The following is a 20,190-nucleotide window of genomic DNA, read 5'->3' as shown; positions in this document are numbered from 1 at the left end:
GGACTGCCCGCGCAAGCCTGTTGCGTTCGGCAGGTGCTGGCTCAGGTCTTCTTGTCATCCGGAATGTTCATCAGCGCCTTGCCGCTTTTGCCCAACGGGGCTTTGGCGAAGGGCCCACCGTGATAGATCTGGGCCGGATCGGTCGGATCGGCAGGCGGTGCCTTCGCCAGGATATCTTCAGCGTAAACCTCTGCATTGTCTTTTGGTCGATAGCCCAGGAAGCCTGCGCCGGAATTGTCGACCGGCACCCGATCATTGGCTGACACGCCATAGACGATGCTGAAGCCCGTCGTAGGAGTATCCACGGCGCGCGTCACAAGCTGAATCAGATCATCATAAGACAACCATGAGCCCAGCGCCCGCGGCGAGGTCACCTGCGCGCAGGACAGGATTCGCAGATGCACGGATTCCACACCGCTCTTGTCCCAGTACATCCGGCCCAGATCTTCTGCGAAACACTTGGCCAACCCATAAAATCCATCCGGGCGGTGCGCGGCGTCAATCCCTATGGCGTCAGATTTCGGATGCATTCCAACGGCATGGATCGAGCTGGCATAGACCACACGGCGCACCCGATGCCGGCGCGCGGCCTCCCAGATGTTATAGGCCCCGATGAAATTCGGGCCCAGCAAGTCTTCGAACGGGGCCTCATCGGAGATCGCTCCGAAATGCACAACCATATCGGCCCCCTCCAGAAGCGGCGCAATCTGCTCAAAACTTGCAAGATCAGCCGTGCGAAACGTCTCGCCCGGCAAGAGAGTGCCGATCTCAGGCGCGATATCCGTCGACACCAATTCATCACACATCCTGGAGAGCGGTTCGCGCAGGTAAGACCCCAGTCGGCCCGCGGCACCGGTCAGAACGAGCTTTTTCATATCACAGCCCTTTCGATGATGGCCGAATTGGTCAGCACCCGGCCATAGCCGAACGGACTGAGATCAAGGCTGTGATAGCGGCCATGCACCAGCATTTCCGCCAGCCCACGCCCCATGGCCGGGGATTGCTGCAACCCATGGCCTGAAAATCCGTTGATGAAATGGAAATTCCCAAGCTCTGGATGCGGTCCCAGAACTGCGTTCTGATCAAGCGTGTTATAGGCGTAATGCCCGGCCCATTCCGTCACGACCCGGATCGCTTCGAACGCGGGGATGCGCGTGGCCAGAGTGGGCCAGACGAACTCCTCCCAGATGGCATGATCCATGGAAAAATCGTCAAATGCGACCGCAGGGTCCGGATCCGGCTTGCAGCCGACAAGATAGGTCTCAGGGCCATCCTGACGCACATGTACCCCCGATGGGTCGATGGTCAGCGGCAGATCACGCCCCAGCTTCTCGCGCGCCTCGAACACCCAGGTAAAGCGCTTGCGCGGCTCGACAGGCAGGCCGATCCCGGCCATCGCGGCCGTGCGCGCCGCACGCGGGCCCGTGGCGTTGACCACCTGCCCACAGGCAATCACCTCACCTGTGGCCAGCGTCACGCTCAGGACCTTGTGCCCCGATGCATCCCGCGTGATCGCGCTGACCTCGCCCTGCACATATTCCACGCCACGTTCCCGGGCCGAGCGACGAAACCAGTCAAACAGGCCGCCACCATCGAAGTAGCCTTCATTCACCGTATTGATGCTGCCCAAGACGATGTCATCAAGCTGGTAGAACGGATACTCGGCCGCAATCTCGTCCGGGCTCATCAATCGGGTATGCGCACCAGATGCCAGTTGCACCTTCTGAGCCTCGCGCAATGCCTCTGCGAACCCTTCGTTATCGGCCAGATACATATAGCCATAGCTCTGAATGGGCATATCGGGGATACGCTCATCTCCCATATAGCTGCGCAGATTGGTGACGAAATCAGCCCCAAACTGCGAGATCCGCACATTCAACTCGGTCGAGAATTGTTGGCGAATGCAGGAATTCGTATGCGCAGTCGAGCAGGCCTGATAGCTTGGGTCGCGCTCGACAACCAGAACGGTGCCGTCAAAATCCGGGTCATTGGCAAGAAACCAGGCCGTGGACGAGCCCATGATCGCTCCGCCGATAATGACGATGTCATAGCTTGAGCGGGACGGTGTTGTTGCAAAGCCCATCGGAGCCATGTGCTCCTCCAAAACATTTCATGGTGTCGGTATCAGTCAGGCGCGCGCCCCCAAGAGTCAATCGCGCAGCAAAAGAATGGACCTCAGAGCACCAGCGCGCGCTGATCCTCGCGCCCCATGGCCACCACCAGCGGCCCGGCCTCCTGGGCCGCTTCGAAATCGGCTTTGCTGCCCAGTCCACGCCACTCACATGCGATCAGAGATTGCGCTACGGCCCCGCCCAATGTGGTGCCAGGGCCGGTGATGATGAACAGATCAGGCGCGAATTCTCGCGCAGCCGATCGGATGGCAGCGGCGAAATCATATGTTTCGGTGACCTGATGGCCCAGAGTATAATCGAAAAGCGCGCCAGTGCCCTGCGCCCCCGGCCACCAGACATGACCGCGCCCGTCAATCAGCGGGCATGCGGGCTGGTGCATGGATAGGTCCGACAATGCCGCGCGACCCTGCGCGGCAACAGGAGACTGCAGTTTGGTATGAAAGCCCGCGTGTTGCGGCAAACGCATGGGAAAGCGCCCGCCGATCGAGGGCACCGCCGCCTCGAATGCGCGCAGACCCGCCTCGTCCCCCGCAACCACGATCATGCCGCCCAGATCAATCGACAGGTCCAGTGTCTGGCCCTGCGCGGCACCGATCTCAGACAGCTGCGCCAGCAAAGCGGCCTTGCGCGCGGGATCGGGAACCCAATCCTCTCCCCAGCATGGATAGACGATCTGACCGCCGATCAGGTTATCGTGCATCAACGTTCCCATGGTATCTGTAAGGCGAAACCCCTCAGGCGCAGACAGCGCCCTGCCCACCGCCAGAGCAATGTACCAGCCCATGGAATTCCCCGTGACGGCAACGATCTCGATATCCTGTGCCAGCGCCCCGGCATCTGCGGCGGCGCAGGCGTAAATCAGGGCCGAGGCCACGTCGCCGCGCGCATAATCTGACGTGACAAACCGTGCCGCGCTGTCCAGTTTCGAAACCGGGGCGCGCCCTGCCGCGATACGTTGCGCATCAAAACCGGCAATCAGATCAGCCTGCCCCCCATGATGGCGCGCCAGATACCCCAGTTCAGCCTTGTTGTATGTTCCCCGACCCGGGCAGATCACCACAGCCCGGCGCATCATGTGGTGTTTCCAAGCAAGGCGCGGGCCGCAGCCGCTATGCCCTCGGCAGACGGGAGCGTCGCACCATAGGCAGGACCGGTCGCAATGAAACTGTCTTCGGCTGTGACGCGTGCGACACTTCCGATGCCCGCTTCGGCCATCAGCGCCATCAGCCCTTCGGCCTGCCCGCCGGTGCGGCGGCATTCATCAACGATCAACACGTTTGACACACCCTCCAGCGCAACCATCAGAGCCTCTGTGGGCAAAGGAGCAAGCCAGCGCAGATCAATCACCCGCGCGGCAATACCGTCTTGCGACAGCGTTCTTTCGGCCTGCCGCGAAAGATAATGCCCGTTGCCGTAGGTCACGATCGCCAGATCACAACCGTCTCCATGCTGACCTATTTCACCCAGTGCGATGCGTTCTCCCGGTTCGGGATAGAGGTTCATCCAGGCACCATCGCCGGCTTCAAACAAATCGCGCATCGGGTAGAGCGCAATCGGCTCGACGAACACCACGACACGTTGTTCTTCGCGCGCAAGACGCACGCTTTCGCGCAGCATCTTCGCGGCATCCGCCGGGGTAGAGGGGCAGGCAATGATCACTCCGGGAATGTCACGCAAGACAGCCAGGGAGTTGTCGTTGTGAAAATGCCCGCCAAAGCCTTTCTGATATCCCAGACCGGCAATGCGCAGCACCATCGGATTGGTGAACTGACCGTTGGAAAAGAACGGCAAGGTCGCAGCCTCTCCCCGCAACTGATCTTCAGCGTTATGCAGATAGGCCAGAAACTGAATCTCGGGGATCGGGACAAAGCCGTTGTGGGCCAGACCGATGGCCAGACCCAGAATGGATTGTTCGTCCAGAAGCGTGTCCATCACCCGGTCAGGGCCAAAGCGCGACTGGAGTCTCTGGGTAACGCCATAGACACCACCCTTTCGCCCCACGTCTTCGCCCATGAGGGCAATCTCGCCATGCTCAAGCATCAGATCGGTAAGCGCCATGTTAAGGCATTTCGACAGAGTCTGTGGCACCTCCATCGCCTTGATATCCGCGCCGAATATCTCGGCACGTTTTTCAGGCTCTGGTCCGTTGGTCGGTTGGCAGACGCGCTTGGGCGGGATCAAGCTGGCCATGACGCCTGTCGCATCACTCAGTCGCGGGCGCGTTACAGCCTCTTTTGCGACCTCTGCCACACGCAGGCAGGTGTCCGTATAGATGTCCAATGCCTGCTCAGGCTCAAGCGCTCCCGCCTCGGACAACAAGCGAACCGAATGGAGCAGAGGATCATTCGCCTCCTCGGCCTCAACCTCTTTCTGGCTGAGATAGCTGGTGGCCACATCCGCGCCGGCATGACCATAAAGCCGGATCATGCGCAGATGCAGGAAAGCCGGTTTGCGCTGGGTACGGACATAGGCCGCGGCCTGCGAGGCGACACGGAACGTGTCGAACATATCCAGACCGTCGGCTTCGAAATACCTCACACCCGGGCGATGCTTCATCGAGGCCGCAATCCAGCCTTTGGGCGTTTTCACCGAAATCCCGATGCCGTTGTCCTCGCAGACAAACAACACAGGCAAGGGTGTGTTCTGCACCGCGGTCCATCCCGCCGTGTTGAACGCACCCTGCGCGGTCGAGTGATTGGCCGAAGCATCGCCGAACGAACACATGACAATCGCATCATCCCGGAACTGTCGATGCTCTGGCGGATGGCGCCGTGCCAGACCTTGCGAGAACGCGGCACCCACAGCTTTGGGCAAATGACTCGCGATTGTCGAGGTTTGCGGCGGGATCATCAGCGCTTTGGATCCCAACACCTTGTGACGCCCGCCAGAGATCGGATCTTCGGATGAGCAGGCAAAACTCAGCAGCATGTCCCAGGTGATATTCTGCCCCGGAACTTGCCCGGATCGCGCGATCTGAAACGCAGCGTCGCGGTAATGCAGAAATGCCGGATCCGTCGGACGCAACGCCAGGGCAACCGCGGCCATGCCCTCGTGCCCAGAGGAGCCGATGGTGTAAAACCCCTGCCCGGCCTTTTGCATCACCCGGCTTTCGCGATCCAATGCCCGTGAAAGACATTGTGCGCGAAACACGGCAATCGCGTCCTCTGCGCTTAGCGGCCCCGAGGGTGTTGCGCCCGGCGGCAGATCACCGGACGCAACACGGTTTAGAAACGCCTCGTGAACGAGGGCGACGCGATCCATGGTTCACTCCCGGTGATTCTGTTTCAGGCGAGACTGCCCCCGCCTCTATCCGCTCGCAAGCATGGGCAGCCACAACACGATCATCGGGAAGGACACCAGAAGGGCAATCGTGATCCCGTCGGCAATGAAGAACGGCGTGACGCCCTTGAACACGTCCTGCACGCTCAGATCATCGCGCACACCGGCCACAACGAAACAGTTCAACCCGATTGGCGGTGTGATCAGACAGAACTCGGCCATCTTGACCACCAGGATCCCGAACCAGACGGCACACATCGTCCCGGACATGCCAAAGGCGCTGTCTGCAGCCGAGACGAACTCGCCTCCGTTCAGCGCCATCACCGCCGGATAAACGACAGGCAGCGTCAGCAACAGCATTCCAATGGCATCCATGAACATGCCCAGCACTGCATAGGCCAGCAGGATGCACACCAGGATCAGCATGGGCGACATCTCAAGCGAGGTGATCCAGTCGGAAAATGCCGCCGGAAGCTCGGCAAAGCCCAGGAAGCGCACATAGATCAGCACACCCCAGATGATGGTGAAAATCATCACCGTCAGCTTGGCGGTCTCGAGCAGCGCCATTTTCAATTCGCCCCAGCGCATACCGCGATAAAGCGCCATCAGGAAGACGATGAAGGCCCCGACTGCACCACCTTCCGTGGGCGTTCCCCAGGCCTCGCCGAAGGGATTGTAGACAAAGAAGATGATGATCACGACCACAGCCACGATCGGCAAGGCCGGCAAAAGCGAGGTGAATCGGTCCGCCCAGGAAAAGCCGCCAACCGGCGGGCCAACCGACTTGAAAACAACCGCGATGCTGATGATCAAAATCGCATAGACAAGGGCCGAGAAGGCACCGGGGATGAACCCTGCCAGCAGCAACATGCCGACATCCTGTTCGACGATGATCGCGTAAATCACCAGAATGGCCGAGGGCGGAATCAAGGAGGCCAGCGTGCCGCCTGCGGCAACCACGCCTGCCGCGAACTGCTTGTTGTAGCCGATCTTGAGCATTTCCGGGATGGCGATCCGAGCGAAAACGGCTGCCGTCGCAACCGAAGCGCCCGAGACGGCGGCAAAGCCTGCCGTTGCAAATACCGTCGACACTGCAAGCCCACCCGGCACCCATGCGATCCACTTCTTGGCCGCATCAAACAGCGCCTTGGTCAGATTGGCGTAATAGGCCAGGTATCCGATCAGGATGAAGGTCGGGATCAGACTCAACGCCTGTGAGCTGACCTTGGAGTGCGGGACCTGACCAGCCACCTTGACGCTGATCTCGAGAGCCTTCCAAAACCGCTCCGGATCATAGTCGAACTGATTCCAACGCAGCCAGACAAGGCCAATGAAGCCTGCAAGACCGGCCGCGAAAGCGACGCGCATACCCAGCACAACCAGCACAAACATGCCGCCGGTTACCCAGATGCCGATTTCAATGGGTTCCATCACTCGCGCCCTTCCAATTGGGCCGCTTCCAGCCGCGCCTGTTCGGCCACACTGAGGTTCAGCGGTACGGCCACCGGATTTTCAAGCCCCAGCACAAGGGCGCGCCCATAGCCAACGGCCTGCAAAGTCAGCCGCAGCATCAAAACCGCAAATGCCACCGGCACCACCAGCTTGGACGGCCAGGTTGGAATGCCGACATCGATCGAACTGTCGCGTGAACACAATGGCCGCGCGCAGTCAAACGAGCGATCGAAATGCGCCCAAGCGCCCCAGACCAGAGCAACAATCAAAACCATGATAAGAAGAACCGAGATCAGCTCGAACAGCCACAGCAGCCGCCCCTTGAGCTGACTGACCAGGATATCCATCCGCACATGCGTGCCATCGCGCTGCACCCAGGATACACCCGCAATCGCGATCAAAGGCATGGCGGCTTCGATGTAGTCGACATAGCCCAGCAACGGCGAGCCAAAAAACTTGCGTCCGCCCACCGACCAGGCTGCGAGGAACATCAGTGAAAACACCGCCAGCCCCGACAACAATGCCATGAAACGTTCGATCGGCTCCAGCGCCTGATCCAGACGACTGAGCAGGCTGGAATCCTCAAGGACAGCGGCAGATGATGCCATGTCTCCTCACCCCCTGGTTATTCTTTTTATAATGAGGGGGCCGGGCACAGGGCCCGGCCCCCTAAAGGGTCACTCGCTTTGTATCGCGATCAGTTGGTCATTTGCGCTTTTTCGAGGGTGGTTACCACCAGATCATAAAGCTCCTGACCGGGCAGGCCTTGTGCTTCCATGTCCGCAATCCATGCATCACGCGCCGGTGCCGCAGCAATTTCGCGGAAGGCCGTCAATTGATCATCCGAAATTGTGACCTTGGTGACGTTTTTCTCGGCCAATACGCTGTCCCAGCGCTTCAGCAGCTCGGCATAGTTCTGCAGATAGAACGCGATCGCTTCGTCAACCGAGCTGTCCAGAGCCTCCCGATGGGCATCAGGCAACGCCTCATAAGCATCGATGTTGACCACGATGGGGCAGTTGACGGTGCCGGGGTTCAGGTTCTCGGTCCACCAGGTGGCCTGGTTGATCGTGCCAAAGCTGAGATGGGCGTGCTGGGCGAAAGCCACTGTATCGACGACGCCGGATTCCATGGCCTGATAAGCCTCGGACGCGGTTACCGAAGTCGGCACCCCGCCCACGGCCTTGAACGCCTCGCCCAGACCGCCGGTGGCGCGCACACGCATGCCTTCGAATTCCGACAGTTCATCGCGGGGCTCGCCGGTGCCGACAAGGTTGTACTGCGGCATGGGCGAGGTCATCAGCATGCGCGCGTTCCACTGTGCCATCTCTTCCGTTACTGCGGGATGCGCATAGACTGCGTGGCTGACCGCCACTTCCTGCTCGAGGTTCTCGACGCCCAGGAACGGCAGCTCGAGAACGGTGATCAGGCGGTTCTTGTCCGGATGGTAACCGGCGCAGAACTGGGCCATCTCGAACGCGCCGATCGAAATACCGTCAAGGTTCTCGCGGTTTTTCGACAGGGTTTCACCATAGGCCATGTTGATCGTGAATTCGCCATTGGTCTTGGCGCTGACCAGTTCGGCCAGCTTTTCGACGTGCTCGGTAAACGCACGGCGCTTACCCCACATCGATACATTCCATTCGGTCGCTGCGGCTTCTGCAACGAAGGCAACCGAGATTGCTGCGGCGGCAGCGCCGGTAAGATACTTGTTCATTTTTCTCTCCCTGTTGATGCAGCCTCCTCCCGGAAAGCCGCTTGCGCGAGAAACTAGCGCGACAACTCCACAGTGCCAAGACCTGTTCCCCCAATTAGGTTCCGGTGCCTTGCACAGATCGACTCACGGCTTCGTGAACTGCAGTAGCTTCTACCCGGAATCCGATAGGCAAAGGCAAACGAAGCAATTTGTCACATCTGCTTTTCGCTCATGAAACGGACCCTTTGCCGAAAAAACGGGCACAGTTCCAAAAGAGAAGCCAGCCCGCTTTGACAACCGAGAGCCCTAACAAACAAGGTTTTTTCGCTCTTTCTGATGCGGATATTTACAAGACTTTGCAGATCTCGGAAAAGCCTTTACAAGCAAATGCAGCAATTCCGGATGCTTATTTCCTTATTTTCAACCATTGGTATGATTTCGCAAGCAACTGGCCCAGGGAAGCCAGCCGATCAAGACCGCCCCGAACACCGGGCCCAAAACACGATCCGAGGGAGGAACCGCGATGTCCGACGCCGCGCAAACCAATACGCCAACGAGCGCCACCTATCCGCCATCCGCCGACATGATAGCAAAGGCCCACATCAATGAGGCCAAATATGCCGAGATGTACGCCGCTTCCATTGCAGATCCGGATGCCTTCTGGGGCGAACATGGCAAGCGCATCGACTGGATAAAGCCCTATACCGAGGTCAAGGATGTCGACTTCACGCTGGGCAACGTGTCGATCAACTGGTTCAAGGACGGCACGTTGAATGTCGCCGCCAACTGCATTGACCGCCACCTGGCAACCCGCGCAGACCAAACCGCCATCATTTTCGAGCCTGATGATCCGAACGAAGCGGCCAAGCACATCACCTACAAAGAACTCCACAGCAACGTCTGCAAGATGGCCAATGTGCTGGAAAGCCTTGGCGTGCGCAAAGGCGACCGGGTGGTGATCTATCTGCCGATGATCCCCGAGGCGGCCTATGCCATGCTGGCATGCGCGCGCATCGGCGCGATCCACTCCATCGTTTTCGCAGGCTTTTCGCCGGACGCGCTTGCGGCACGGATCAATGGTTCGGAAGCAAAGCTGCTCATCACCGCCGACGAGGCTCCGCGTGGCGGGCGCAAAACGGCGCTGAAATCGAACGCGGATGCTGCACTTTTGCACTGCAAGGACACGGTGAAATGCCTTGTCGTAAAACGGACCGGCGGTCAGACCACCTGGATTGCCGACCGCGATTACGACTATAACGAAATGATGCTGGAGGCGGACGAGTATTGCGCTCCGGCCGAGATGAACGCCGAAGATCCGCTGTTCATCCTCTACACCTCCGGCTCGACCGGGCAACCCAAAGGCGTTGTGCACACGACGGGCGGCTATCTGGTCTATGCTGCGATGACACATGAGCTGGTGTTTGATTATCACGAGGGCGACATCTACTGGTGCACCGCTGACGTGGGTTGGGTCACAGGTCACAGCTATATCGTTTACGGCCCCCTCGCCAACGGCGCGACGACGCTGATGTTCGAAGGCGTGCCGACCTATCCCGATGCCTCGCGGTTCTGGCAGGTTTGCGACAAGCATAAGGTAAACCAGTTTTACACCGCCCCCACCGCACTGCGCGCGCTGATGGGCCAGGGCAACGAATGGGTCGAGAAATGCGATCTGAGCGATCTGCGCATCCTTGGAACCGTGGGCGAGCCGATCAACCCGGAAGCCTGGAACTGGTACAACGAGGTTGTCGGCAAAGGCCGCTGTCCCATTGTCGACACCTGGTGGCAAACTGAGACCGGCGGTCACCTGCTGACCCCCCTGCCCGGCGCACATGCGATGAAACCCGGCGCAGCGATGAAACCCTTCTTCGGCGTTCTTCCGGTCGTGCTGGATCCACAATCAGGCGAGGAAATCCACACATTCCCAAGCGAAGGCGTGCTGTGCCTGAAAGACAGCTGGCCCGGTCAGATGCGCAGCGTTTGGGGCGATCACGAGCGTTTCGAGAAGACCTATTTCAGCGACTACAAAGGCTATTACTTCTCTGGTGATGGCTGCAAACGCGATCAGGATGGAGACTATTGGATCACGGGCCGCGTAGACGATGTGATCAACGTCTCGGGACACCGCATGGGCACTGCCGAGGTGGAAAGCGCCCTTGTCGCGCATGCAGCTGTCGCAGAGGCCGCTGTTGTCGGCTATCCGCATGAGATCAAGGGCCAGGGCATCTATTGCTATGTCACGCTGATGAACGGGGTCGAACCAACAGACGAGCTTTACAAGGAATTGCGCACCTGGGTGCGGACGGAAATCGGGCCGATCGCATCGCCTGACGTCATTCAATGGGCCCCCGGCCTGCCCAAAACGCGATCGGGCAAAATCATGCGCCGTATTCTGCGCAAGATCGCCGAGAACGACTTTGGCGCGCTGGGGGATACCTCGACTCTGGCCGATCCGTCGGTGGTGGATGACCTGATCGCCAATCGTGCCGGCAAGTGAGGTGAGGGCCATGGATGGAGCACCCGCGATCGAAACCTCTCCGGCTGTCCTAATCCTGTTGGGACCGCCGGGCGCGGGCAAAGGCACGCAGGCGCGTCTTCTTGAAGAGGAGTTCGGCCTTGTGCAACTTTCGACCGGAGATCTGTTGCGTGCGGCCGTTGCGGCGGGCACCGATGCCGGCAAAGCGGCCAAAGCCGTGATGGAGGCCGGCGATCTGGTCAGCGATGATATCGTTATCGCCATACTGCGCGACCGTCTGGGGGATGCAGACGTCCAACGCGGGGTCATTCTTGACGGCTTTCCGCGCACGACCGTACAGGCCTCGGCCCTTGATGCGCTGCTGCTTGAAACCGGACAGAAGATCAACGCCGCGATCTCGTTAGAAGTGGATGATGGCGAGATGGTCACCCGTATCTCGGGTCGATATACGTGCGGCGGTTGCGGCGAGGGCTATCACGACACGTTCAAACAGCCGGAAACCGCCGGTACCTGCGACAAATGCGGGGCCGCTGACATGAAACGGCGCGCCGACGACAAGGCGGAAACCGTCGGTCAACGCCTTCAGGCCTATCACGCGCAAACAGCGCCGCTGATTTCCTATTATGACGGTAAGGGTGTTCTGCAATCCGTGGATGCCATGGGCAATATCCACAACATTGCAGCCGCGCTGGCTCAGATCGTGCGCGACGCAACCCGGCCGAATTGAACAACTGGACGATGGCGACGCGCACCACTCAGACGCTGTGCGCCCGGCCCGTATGGGCGCACCCGTTCTGACGCCTCGCACAGCGGGCCAAACCCAGCCGGGCAACATTCATGCAGGCACTCTGACAAGGTTCTGCCGATGTTGCCCAGGGCCGCTGCCGATTTAGATATCGTGCAAAGTACAGTCAGAACGCAGCAGGTGATATTTTGCACCAGCGCAGATGGACAAACCGCCCCGCCCGTGCGACCTGACGGGCAAGGAGACCCGCGCGATATGTCCGAACACAGTTTTGTCCCCGCCGCTGACACCGCTCGCGATTTTCGCGATGCTTTGGGATGTTTTGCAACCGGGGTCACTGTGGTCACGGCGCAATCGGATCAGGGCCCCTTGGGAATGACGGCAAACTCCTTTGCTTCGCTGTCCCTTGATCCGCCTCTGGTCCTTTGGGCACCGGCGAAATCCTCGCGCCGTCATGCAAGTTTTGCCAAAGCCGCCCATTTTGCGATCCATGTCATGGCCGAGGATCAGCACGACCTCGCGCACCACTTCGCAAAAAACGGAGACGGGTTTGATGCGTTTGACTGGTCCTTGTCAGCGTTGGATGTACCAATCCTTGAGGGCTGCCTTGCGCGCTTCGAGTGTCATCTGTCCGCCATGCATGATGCGGGTGATCATACAATCCTTGTAGGCCATGTGGACCGCGCAACCTATCGCCCCGGCAAGGGGTTGATTTTCAAACGGGGCCAATATGGCGGGTTTGCCGGGCTGGACTGATCCGCGTCGGCGCAGCAGCGCGCGTCAGTCGTCAACGGATCCGTGGACCGCGAACTGGTCCAGACCGGCCGCCTGCGCCTCGATCGTGCGGTAGGTTTCCTTGACCCCGGCTTCTGTCAGTTCCCGCGCCACGGTCAGCAAGGTGTTGGGATCATGATCATCGCACAGTTCAACCATCTGCATGACTTCTTCGCGTGCCACGGCCAGTGCAGCCTCGGTTGAAGGTGCGCCGTACACATCGACAAAATGCTGCGCCAAGGCCGCCACCAGAACGTCGATCTCAAACGGCTCGACCTGGGTGACGGCGACAAATGTGACACGGCCATATGTCTCAAGGCCCAACCAGCCATTCGCGAAAGCCTGCCGGGCCTTGCCGCTCAGATCCCCCTCGCCCCAATTGGAGAATTCAAACCCGCCCGAGATGCACCACTCCCCGGTACGCGCAGGGGAATGGAACACGTTCATGTCGCTTTCATCAAAATGTATGGCCCGTGCCAGGTTCATGATGTCAGTCCTCCAAAAGTTGGCTCAGGGGCAGAAGATGGGTGGTTTCATTATCCTGGATCAGCATTCCAAAACGATCATCTACACCCATGAATGTTCCAGAAAGCCCTTTTATCTCAACCGGCTCCCCGACACCTTTCACCAAGCCGGACCATTCGGCATGAAGTGGACGGTTGCCTTCATCAGCCCAGCGGTTGATCCAGACCAGCGTATGTCGCGCCCATGCCTCGAGCAGAGCAAGCGGATCGACCTCGGCGCAGCCCTCTTCATAAAGCGCAGTGATATCAGGAGAGGTGCCGGGATCGGCAGCCGTCTGCAGGATCGGTACTTCAAGACCGACAACCAGCCAATCGGGTTCGGCCATGGGATTATTGCCCGAGGCCGCAACGCGCAGTTCACCGCACAAGCCTCCATTGACCCGGATCGCGCCGGACCATTCCAGATGCACGCCGACTTCGGGCGGTGCAAGCGCACCCAGCGCGTTCTGAAAGCCCACCCCGCACACCACCATCATTGCCATCGCGTCCTCCAGCGAGACTTCGGGCGCGAAGACAAGTGCCGCGCGCAAACGATCCGCCTGGACATTGTAAACCACCGTGCCGGCGTCACAGCCAACTGTTGCCATCTCGCGCGCTGCCTCAAAGGGATCAACGTTCCCCTCAACGGCCACACCCTCCATCAAAGGCGGGAAGGAGGCGGCTTGGGTCATGCCTGACCCTTGGCTATGAGGTCGCGTGCAAGACTGCGGAACGACTGCGCCTCGGCACTTTCCGGCTTGGACACCACAATGGGCGCACCGCCATCCGCCGCAAGGCGAATGTCCAGATGAAGAGGCAGTTCGGCCAGAAGCGGCACACCGATTTTCCTGGCTTCTGCTGCGACACCGCCATGACCAAAGACATGCTCTTCGTGACCGCACTTGGTACAGATGTGGGTCGACATGTTCTCGATCAGACCGAAGATCGGCGTCTTCATCTGATTGAACATATCAATGCCCTTGCGCGCATCCAGCAAAGCCACATCCTGCGGCGTTGACACCACGATCGCACCGTCCACGGGGAACTTTTGGGTCAATGTCATTTGCACATCCCCCGTCCCGGGCGGCAGATCGACAAGCAGCACATCCAACGCGCCCCATTGCACCTGACGCATCATCTGCTCAAGTGCGCCCATCAGCATCGGGCCGCGCCAGACAACCGCCTGATCCTCGTTGGTCATGAGACCCATGGACATCATCGTGACGCCATGATTGCGCATTGGCAGGATCGTCTTGCCATCCGGCGAGGCCGGACGACCGCTGATCCCCAGCATGCGCGGCTGTGACGGTCCGTAAACATCGGCGTCCAGAAGACCCACGCGCCGGCCCTCGGCGGCCAATGCGCAGGCAAGGTTGGCTGACACGGTGGATTTTCCCACCCCGCCCTTGCCCGAGGCAATCGCCACGATCCTCTCGATCCCCGGAATGGGCTGTGGACCGCTGGGTTCGGCCTTGCGCCCCGGTTTGAGATCGGGCGGAGCCTTGGCGGAATGCGCGGTCAGCATGGCACTGACGTTGTTTACGCCGTCCAGTGCTTTGACCTTGGCTTCGGCCTCGGCGCGCACCGGTTCCATCATTTTCGCCTGCGAGGCATCGATCTCGATCACAAAGCGGACCGTGCCGTCTTCAACCGTCAAGGCCCGCACCATGCCCGAGGACACAATGTCGCCACCGCTGATTGGATCGGTAACGGATTTCAGTTCTGCAAGAACAGCATCGCGTGTAGCCATGGTGTTATTCGTCACCCTTGATGGTGCCGGTCACGACGTGATCGACGTCCAGCCCATCGACCGTGAGATGCACGCGCGCCTCATAGGTCTGGCCCGCTTTGGCTCCTTTGGCACGCAACCCGTCCTCGATGGCTTGCTGGCTGGTTACACCAACCTGCTTGAGGAATTTCCGCATCGACATATTGAAACTGTCGTCCATATCACTTGCTCCCTTGATCGCTGTATTGAATTGGGCCGCCACATTGACGGGCCTGTAAATCGACGGATAGGCTGCTTTTATGCGCTTGCTGATCCTGTGTCTTGCCCTGATCCTTGTTCCCGCTCTCCGCTCGGGAGCCGAGGAACCTCTGGGGCTTGCCGCCCCGGACGAGGTGGTCGCAAGCGGGCTGCTCAGGCATATTCTGCCGCGTTTTTCGCTCAAGACCGGCGTGCGTATCAGCCTGGACCCCGGCGCAGAGATGGTGCTGAGCGCAACGGGTCCGGGCACTGCGGTGTTTCAGCGTGGCACGACGGTCTATCAATTGCGCATCACGGATGATCCGCTTCAGATCCGGTTTCAGGACTGGCTGACTTCCGAGATCGGCACGCGCACCATCGAGAGTTTTCAGCCAAGCGATGGTGATGCCTTCACGGCCCCGCTGCCCGAGGCCGAAGAGATCGCGCAGATCATCTATGACGGCGATCCTGTACTGGGCGAACAGCTTTCGCTGAACCATTGCGGGCGCTGCCATGTGATCGGGCCGCAAAACGCAATGCACTCCATCGGCTCCACCCCGTCCTTCGCGGTTCTGCGCGCCATGGCCGACTGGGATTTTCGCTTTCAGCAATTCTATGTCCTGCGCCCGCATGGTGCCTTTACACAGGTCGCGGGCGTAACCCTGCCCTTTGATCCCTCGCGTCCGTCTCCGATTGCGCCGGTTGTCATGATCATCGAAGACCTTGAGGCCATTCTGGCCTATGTTGCAAAGGTCGCGCCTGCGGATCTTGGGGCACCGTTGCACCTTCAGTGATCCCGACGCTTTGAAAAATAGTCGTCGGTCGAGCGCGGCTTGGGGCGTTCTTTTCCGGCAAATGGATTGTTTTCACTGTGATATTGCGCCTGAATCCGGCAGGTGTCGCACATCTGGATCATCTTGGCCTGCTCGGAGGTGGCGAACATGGGATGGGTGCCGGCAAGCTTTTCCATGATCTTTTCGACAGTCGAACGCACACCAAACAACCCGCCACATTCGATACAGGCAAAGGGTTCTTCTTCGTTCAGAACTTCCTGTCCCAAGGCCTTGTCGCTCAACTCCATCTGGGGTTTGAGCGTGATCGCGTTTTCCGGACAGATGTTGGAACACAGCCCACATTGCAGGCAGGCATCTTCCTGGAAGCGCAGTTGCGGCATATCCGGGTTGTCGACCAAAGCCCCCGATGGGCACAGCGACACACAGGACAGACACAGGGTGCAGGCGTCCGTGTCCACCAGAACCGCACCGTAGGGCGCGCCTTGCGGCAGGCTGAGCGGAGCATCAAGCTGCAGATTCAGTGCCTGTGCCGCGAGGCGGGCGATCTGGCGCCGGTTGCCCAGTGGCAGAACCGGGGTCTCAAGAGCTGGTTTCACCGCAGCGTCATAGAGCGCGTCAGACATCATGTCCGGATCCGCTTCGGCAATCAGGCGCAGCTTGCCAGACCCACCGATCGCCGTGGCCAGTTCCAACTCGCGCGTCAGCGCATCGCGTTCCGTCGTGGGCGCAAGAAGCACATCGACCGAGGCAAACCCATGCGCCAGTGCAGCCAGCATTTCAGCATGACCGAAACCGGAAATAACTTTCAATTCCAGCGGGATAACATCCGAAGGTAATCCGCGGCCAAACCTGGCCGCAAGGCGGATCATCTCGGCCCCGTGCTCATCGTGCACCAACAGACGCGGGTTCTTGCCCCCCGCCTTGCGATAGGTCGACGCCAGCGTCTGCATGCGCATCAGAAGGTGGTGCACCGGCGGATCGTCATAGGTAATCGCGGTGGACGGGCACAGCGCCGCGCAAGCTCCGCATCCTGCGCAAACCATCGGATCAATCGTCACATGTTCGCCCGCAGGCGTGATCGCCCCCGTCGGACAGATATCCAGACAGTTCGTGCACGCGGTCTGCCCGGCGCGCGAATGTGCGCACAGGCTGTCTTCGAGACGCACATAGAGCGGTTTTTCAAATGTGCCGGTCAATTGAGATGCCGCCATGACAACGGCAGACACGGCCAGAGGATCGCGCGGATCGGCGCGCAGGTATCCTTCGCGCTTTTGCGGAGCCGGCACCATCGGCGTGGCTCCGGTCAGATCGATCACGATATCACATTGCGACATCGCGCCGTCCTGCGGAGCACTCAGAGTGAAGACGCCGCGTCCACCCGGCTCGATCTGCTGAAACGCATCGATGCGGACGGTAAATCCACCCAAGGCACCGCTGACCTGTCTCATCTGGCCGCGTACCACATCATAGTCTCGGCTGGGTGGCACATCCTCGGCGTCGGTCAATAGCACCGTCAGCGAAAGAATGTCCTTCAGTTTTTCGGCAACCGGAAGAACAACATCCGCCGCCCCGGCCAACAGGCTGATCCCTTCCGAGATCACATCCACAGTCTTGCCATCCGCAGACGGCAACAAGGCTTCCGCGGCCAAAGCGGTCATTTTCGGTCCGGCCGTGGCGGCCTGATCCGACCAACCGGCGCGATCGCGCAGGTCCAGGAAACCCGGTGCCTCGACCCCAAGCTCTTCAGCCAAATCCTCGAAGGTCGCGCGTTCCTGCTGGCAAGCGATGATCGCATCTCCCGAGGCGATGGCCTGTGCCGCCGATTCGATCTGACGGGTGCACAGGGCAGTATGCACTTTGGAACACGTGACACCGGCAACGCCCGAAATCTTGTCAACATCCAGCGCCTGGCTGCCCAAGCAATCACACAATATCAACGACTTGACCATCGTTCTTCACGCCAATTCCTGAAAGTTCATCCCTGCTCGCGGCGTGTAAAATAGGCACAGCACGCACCAGAGGTAAAGACCCAAGACCGCGCGCCATTGCCGAGTTCGACCAGACGGCGGCCCGAAATGAAATGGCACGGTCAACCCGATCATCGAATAACATACATGAATGATGCACTTTATTTCACAAAATCACGCCCAAAGCGACATGACGCGCATTTTGCTCTTGGCTGCACGCTGTATACCGTTGCACTCTAAATACAGGAACCAGAGTTGGGGAACTCTGGCGGAGGAAGCCGGTGGCACAATCTGCTGCTATACATATTACGATGCCACTTGGTGTCGTGGTGAGAAAATCACCCGGCGTTACACGCTGGGCCAAATGGGCATGGCGGGTCTCGGCTGTTATGCCCGGCGCGGCGCAGGCAAACTGGCGTGAGTTGCGCCGGGATGGCGAAACCGTCGAGTATCACGCCGCCACTCTTCCCCTGACCTTGTGGGCTGCCGAGACCGAGGCTTACCTGACCAATCTCGCGGACGGAGCGCCGTCGATCTATGTCGTGCTGCGCAATGAGCCAGACGGCAACGCACCGCTTGATGTTGCCGTGGTGACCGCCTCGCCGTTCGAGGCTCAGGACTATACCGACAATGGTGATGATCTGGTGGAAAAGGTGCCGATGAGCGCTGGTCTGGCCGCCTGGATCGAGGAGTTTACGCTCAAGCACCACGTGGAAGACACGTTCGTCAAACGCAAGCGCGACCGCAAGCGCGTTGATCTGACCGAAAACGGCAAGGGCGATGAACGCATTCATCAAACCAGCGACGTGTTCCGCGCGCCGCGCAAAAGGCTGGTGCAATGAGCACGCGTGCCGATTTCTGGGCCCGGCGCAAGGCAGCCGTTCGGGCCGAACAGCAGGCCGAGCAACGCGCGGTCGCGCAAGAAGTAGTGCGTGTCGAACGCGAGACCCTTGAAGAAAAATCCGATCAGGAAATCCTGACCGAACTGAACCTGCCTGATCCGGACACACTGCAGCCAGGCGATGACGTGCGTGGTTTCATGGCACAAGCCGTACCCGAAAGACTGCGTCGCCGCGCCCTGCGCCAGCTTTGGAAGCTGAATCCGGTCCTGGCAAACCTCGACGGGCTTGTCGATTACGACGAAGACTTCAACGATCCCGCATTTGTCGTCGACAGCATCAAGACGTCCTATCAGGTGGGCAAGGGTATGCTGGCCCATATCGAGGAACTGGCCCGTCAGGCTGACGAAAAAGCTGCAAAAGCCTTGGGCAAATCCGTTGATGTACCTGCAGAGCCAACGGACGAGGCGGCGCAAGACTCCGTGCCGGCAGCCATGGACGCGGCATCCGACGCTTCCGCTTTGCGCGCCGAGCACGCAACGCCAACAGATGAAGGCTTTCACGCAGACAGCCCGCGCGGAAATGAAAACCAAGAAAAACAGTCGGATACGCATTTTGCCGCAGTGTCCAGACGGCGTATGCGCTTCGCGTTCGAGGCTTAACGGTGTACCATGGAATACAGCCTAGGGATGCACATGACGACACTTGAGATTGCCGAAGAGGACCGCCTCCGCGCGGACTTCTATAATTTCCTCGGACTGCTTCTGGCGGGTCCGCCAGATCAGATGGTGTTGGATCAATGCGCAGGTCTTGGCGGGGACGAAACCGACCTTGGCCAGGCCATCGCGACGATGTCGCGCGTCGCCAAGGCCTCCAAGCCGCAGACCGTCGTGCGCGAATTCAACGCCCTGTTCATTGGCTTGGGGCGTGGCGAGTTGTTGCCCTATGCGTCCTACTACCTCACAGGCTTTCTCAACGAAAAGCCTCTGGCGCAATTGCGCAGCGACATGGTCGTACGCGGCATCACCCGAGCACAGAACGTGTATGAACCCGAAGACAATATCGCCTCTCTCATGGAGATGATGGCGGGCATGATCGTGGGGCGCTTTGGTGCACCCGCGACACTGGAAGCTCAGAAAACCTTCTGGGCCAAGCACATCGGCCCCTGGGCCGGACATTTTTATTCAGATTTGGAAGCCGCCAAGAACTCGGTCTTTTACGCCTCGGTCGGTACAGCCGGCAGGGTGTTCATGGATATCGAGCGCGAAGCGTTCCGAATGACGGCCTGATGGGTCGTTTCAATGGCTGCCTGAAAGGGTGGCCCAAACGCAAATGGGAGGAGACGTTTCCATGAGCAAAACGAAGGATGACCGTGCTTCACGCCGTGATTTCCTCAAACTGGCTGGAACTGCGGCACCCGCTGCTGTTGCGGCGGCTGCGCTGAGCGGAACAGAGGCCCAGGCGGCCGAAGAGCCGACCGGCGAGACGCGGATTCAGGATACGGCACATACGCGCGCCTATCTCGACAGCGCGCGGTTCTAGAGAACCGCTGAACGAAGACGGCAGC

At 59.7% G+C, this 20,190-nt stretch carries 20 protein-coding genes; 8 read left to right on the top strand and 12 right to left on the bottom strand.

Going from position 1 to position 20,190, the window contains the following annotated elements; genetic code table 11:
* Positions 1 to 41: 41 nt before the first annotated feature.
* The 7 genes from WAO69_RS04070 to WAO69_RS04040 form a co-directional block, all read right to left on the bottom strand.
* Complete coding sequence (locus tag WAO69_RS04070; RefSeq protein ID WP_422176770.1) at positions 42 to 875, bottom strand: NAD-dependent epimerase/dehydratase family protein; 834 nt, start codon at positions 873 to 875, stop codon at positions 42 to 44.
* A complete protein-coding gene (locus WAO69_RS04065; protein WP_422176769.1) occupies positions 872 to 2,092 on the bottom strand; it encodes an NAD(P)/FAD-dependent oxidoreductase in 1,221 nt (406 codons plus the stop codon). Before WAO69_RS04065 ends, WAO69_RS04070 begins: the two co-directional genes overlap by 4 nt.
* An 83-nt stretch (positions 2,093 to 2,175) precedes the next feature.
* Entirely contained in the window at positions 2,176 to 3,207 is a 1,032-nt protein-coding gene (locus tag WAO69_RS04060) for an ACP S-malonyltransferase (protein ID WP_422176768.1), read from the bottom strand.
* A complete protein-coding gene (locus tag WAO69_RS04055) occupies positions 3,204 to 5,393 on the bottom strand; it encodes a thiamine pyrophosphate-dependent enzyme (protein WP_422176767.1) in 2,190 nt (729 codons plus the stop codon). The genes WAO69_RS04060 and WAO69_RS04055 overlap by 4 nt, the downstream gene beginning before the upstream one ends.
* Before the next feature lie 45 nt (positions 5,394 to 5,438).
* Positions 5,439 to 6,842: a TRAP transporter large permease gene (locus tag WAO69_RS04050; RefSeq protein ID WP_422176766.1), complete on the bottom strand. Its 1,404-nt coding sequence runs from the start codon at positions 6,840 to 6,842 to the stop codon at positions 5,439 to 5,441.
* Positions 6,842 to 7,471, bottom strand: a complete 630-nt coding sequence (locus tag WAO69_RS04045) for a TRAP transporter small permease subunit (protein ID WP_422176765.1) — start codon at positions 7,469 to 7,471, stop codon at positions 6,842 to 6,844. The genes WAO69_RS04050 and WAO69_RS04045 overlap by 1 nt, the downstream gene beginning before the upstream one ends.
* Before the next feature lie 89 nt (positions 7,472 to 7,560).
* Positions 7,561 to 8,580 (bottom strand): C4-dicarboxylate TRAP transporter substrate-binding protein, encoded by a 1,020-nt coding sequence (locus WAO69_RS04040; protein ID WP_422176764.1) that lies wholly within the window; start codon positions 8,578 to 8,580, stop codon positions 7,561 to 7,563.
* Positions 8,581 to 9,082: 502 nt separating this feature from the next.
* Between WAO69_RS04040 and acs the strand changes: the two genes are divergently transcribed.
* From acs to WAO69_RS04025, 3 genes are all read left to right on the top strand, one after another.
* Positions 9,083 to 11,056: an acetate--CoA ligase gene (gene acs, locus WAO69_RS04035; protein WP_422176763.1), complete on the top strand. Its 1,974-nt coding sequence runs from the start codon at positions 9,083 to 9,085 to the stop codon at positions 11,054 to 11,056.
* Between the two features lie 10 nt (positions 11,057 to 11,066).
* Positions 11,067 to 11,762: an adenylate kinase gene (locus WAO69_RS04030; protein WP_422176762.1), complete on the top strand. Its 696-nt coding sequence runs from the start codon at positions 11,067 to 11,069 to the stop codon at positions 11,760 to 11,762.
* A 273-nt stretch (positions 11,763 to 12,035) separates the two neighbouring features.
* The gene (locus WAO69_RS04025; RefSeq protein WP_422176761.1) at positions 12,036 to 12,536 is read left to right on the top strand and encodes a flavin reductase family protein; all 501 of its coding nucleotides are present in this window, start codon (positions 12,036 to 12,038) and stop codon (positions 12,534 to 12,536) included.
* A 24-nt stretch (positions 12,537 to 12,560) separates the two neighbouring features.
* Here WAO69_RS04025 and WAO69_RS04020 read toward each other — a convergent pair whose 3' ends face one another.
* From WAO69_RS04020 to WAO69_RS04005, 4 genes are read right to left on the bottom strand one after another with little or no spacing between them, the layout of a single operon-like run.
* Positions 12,561 to 13,040 carry a DUF6505 family protein gene (locus tag WAO69_RS04020; RefSeq protein ID WP_422176760.1) on the bottom strand — a complete coding sequence of 160 codons (480 nt, stop codon included), beginning with the start codon at positions 13,038 to 13,040 and terminating at the stop codon, positions 12,561 to 12,563.
* Positions 13,041 to 13,044: 4 nt separating this feature from the next.
* The gene (locus tag WAO69_RS04015) at positions 13,045 to 13,749 is read right to left on the bottom strand and encodes a DUF4444 domain-containing protein (protein ID WP_422176759.1); all 705 of its coding nucleotides are present in this window, start codon (positions 13,747 to 13,749) and stop codon (positions 13,045 to 13,047) included.
* Positions 13,746 to 14,807, bottom strand: a complete 1,062-nt coding sequence (locus WAO69_RS04010; protein ID WP_422176758.1) for an Mrp/NBP35 family ATP-binding protein — start codon at positions 14,805 to 14,807, stop codon at positions 13,746 to 13,748. The genes WAO69_RS04015 and WAO69_RS04010 overlap by 4 nt, the downstream gene beginning before the upstream one ends.
* 4 nt (positions 14,808 to 14,811) lie before the next feature.
* Positions 14,812 to 15,006: a DUF6494 family protein gene (locus tag WAO69_RS04005; RefSeq protein WP_422176757.1), complete on the bottom strand. Its 195-nt coding sequence runs from the start codon at positions 15,004 to 15,006 to the stop codon at positions 14,812 to 14,814.
* A 79-nt stretch (positions 15,007 to 15,085) separates the two neighbouring features.
* On the opposite strand from WAO69_RS04005, the gene WAO69_RS04000 reads away from it, so the two are divergent.
* Entirely contained in the window at positions 15,086 to 15,817 is a 732-nt protein-coding gene (locus WAO69_RS04000) for a hypothetical protein (protein ID WP_422176756.1), read from the top strand.
* Here the strand turns inward: WAO69_RS04000 and WAO69_RS03995 are convergent.
* A complete protein-coding gene (locus tag WAO69_RS03995) occupies positions 15,811 to 17,766 on the bottom strand; it encodes a 4Fe-4S binding protein (protein ID WP_422176755.1) in 1,956 nt (651 codons plus the stop codon). The genes WAO69_RS04000 and WAO69_RS03995 overlap by 7 nt on opposite strands.
* Before the next feature lie 329 nt (positions 17,767 to 18,095).
* On the opposite strand from WAO69_RS03995, the gene WAO69_RS03990 reads away from it, so the two are divergent.
* The 4 genes from WAO69_RS03990 (at position 18,096) to WAO69_RS03975 (ending at position 20,165) form a co-directional block, all read left to right on the top strand.
* The gene (locus WAO69_RS03990) at positions 18,096 to 18,626 is read left to right on the top strand and encodes a DUF3305 domain-containing protein (protein WP_422176754.1); all 531 of its coding nucleotides are present in this window, start codon (positions 18,096 to 18,098) and stop codon (positions 18,624 to 18,626) included.
* Complete coding sequence (locus WAO69_RS03985; protein WP_422176753.1) at positions 18,623 to 19,285, top strand: DUF3306 domain-containing protein; 663 nt, start codon at positions 18,623 to 18,625, stop codon at positions 19,283 to 19,285. The genes WAO69_RS03990 and WAO69_RS03985 overlap by 4 nt, the downstream gene beginning before the upstream one ends.
* A 33-nt stretch (positions 19,286 to 19,318) precedes the next feature.
* Positions 19,319 to 19,912, top strand: coding sequence for a TorD/DmsD family molecular chaperone (locus tag WAO69_RS03980; protein WP_422176752.1), 594 nt, complete (start codon positions 19,319 to 19,321; stop codon positions 19,910 to 19,912).
* Positions 19,913 to 19,973: 61 nt separating this feature from the next.
* Positions 19,974 to 20,165 carry a ubiquinol-cytochrome c reductase iron-sulfur subunit N-terminal domain-containing protein gene (locus tag WAO69_RS03975; RefSeq protein WP_422176751.1) on the top strand — a complete coding sequence of 64 codons (192 nt, stop codon included), beginning with the start codon at positions 19,974 to 19,976 and terminating at the stop codon, positions 20,163 to 20,165.
* Positions 20,166 to 20,190 lie beyond the last annotated feature (25 nt).

Origin of the sequence: Aestuariivita sp. (genome assembly GCF_049276915.1) — a bacterium.
GTDB lineage: Bacteria > Pseudomonadota > Alphaproteobacteria > Rhodobacterales > Rhodobacteraceae > Aestuariivita.
Note: the sequence above shows the minus strand (reverse complement) of the source record. Positions and strands in the feature narration are given on the sequence as shown.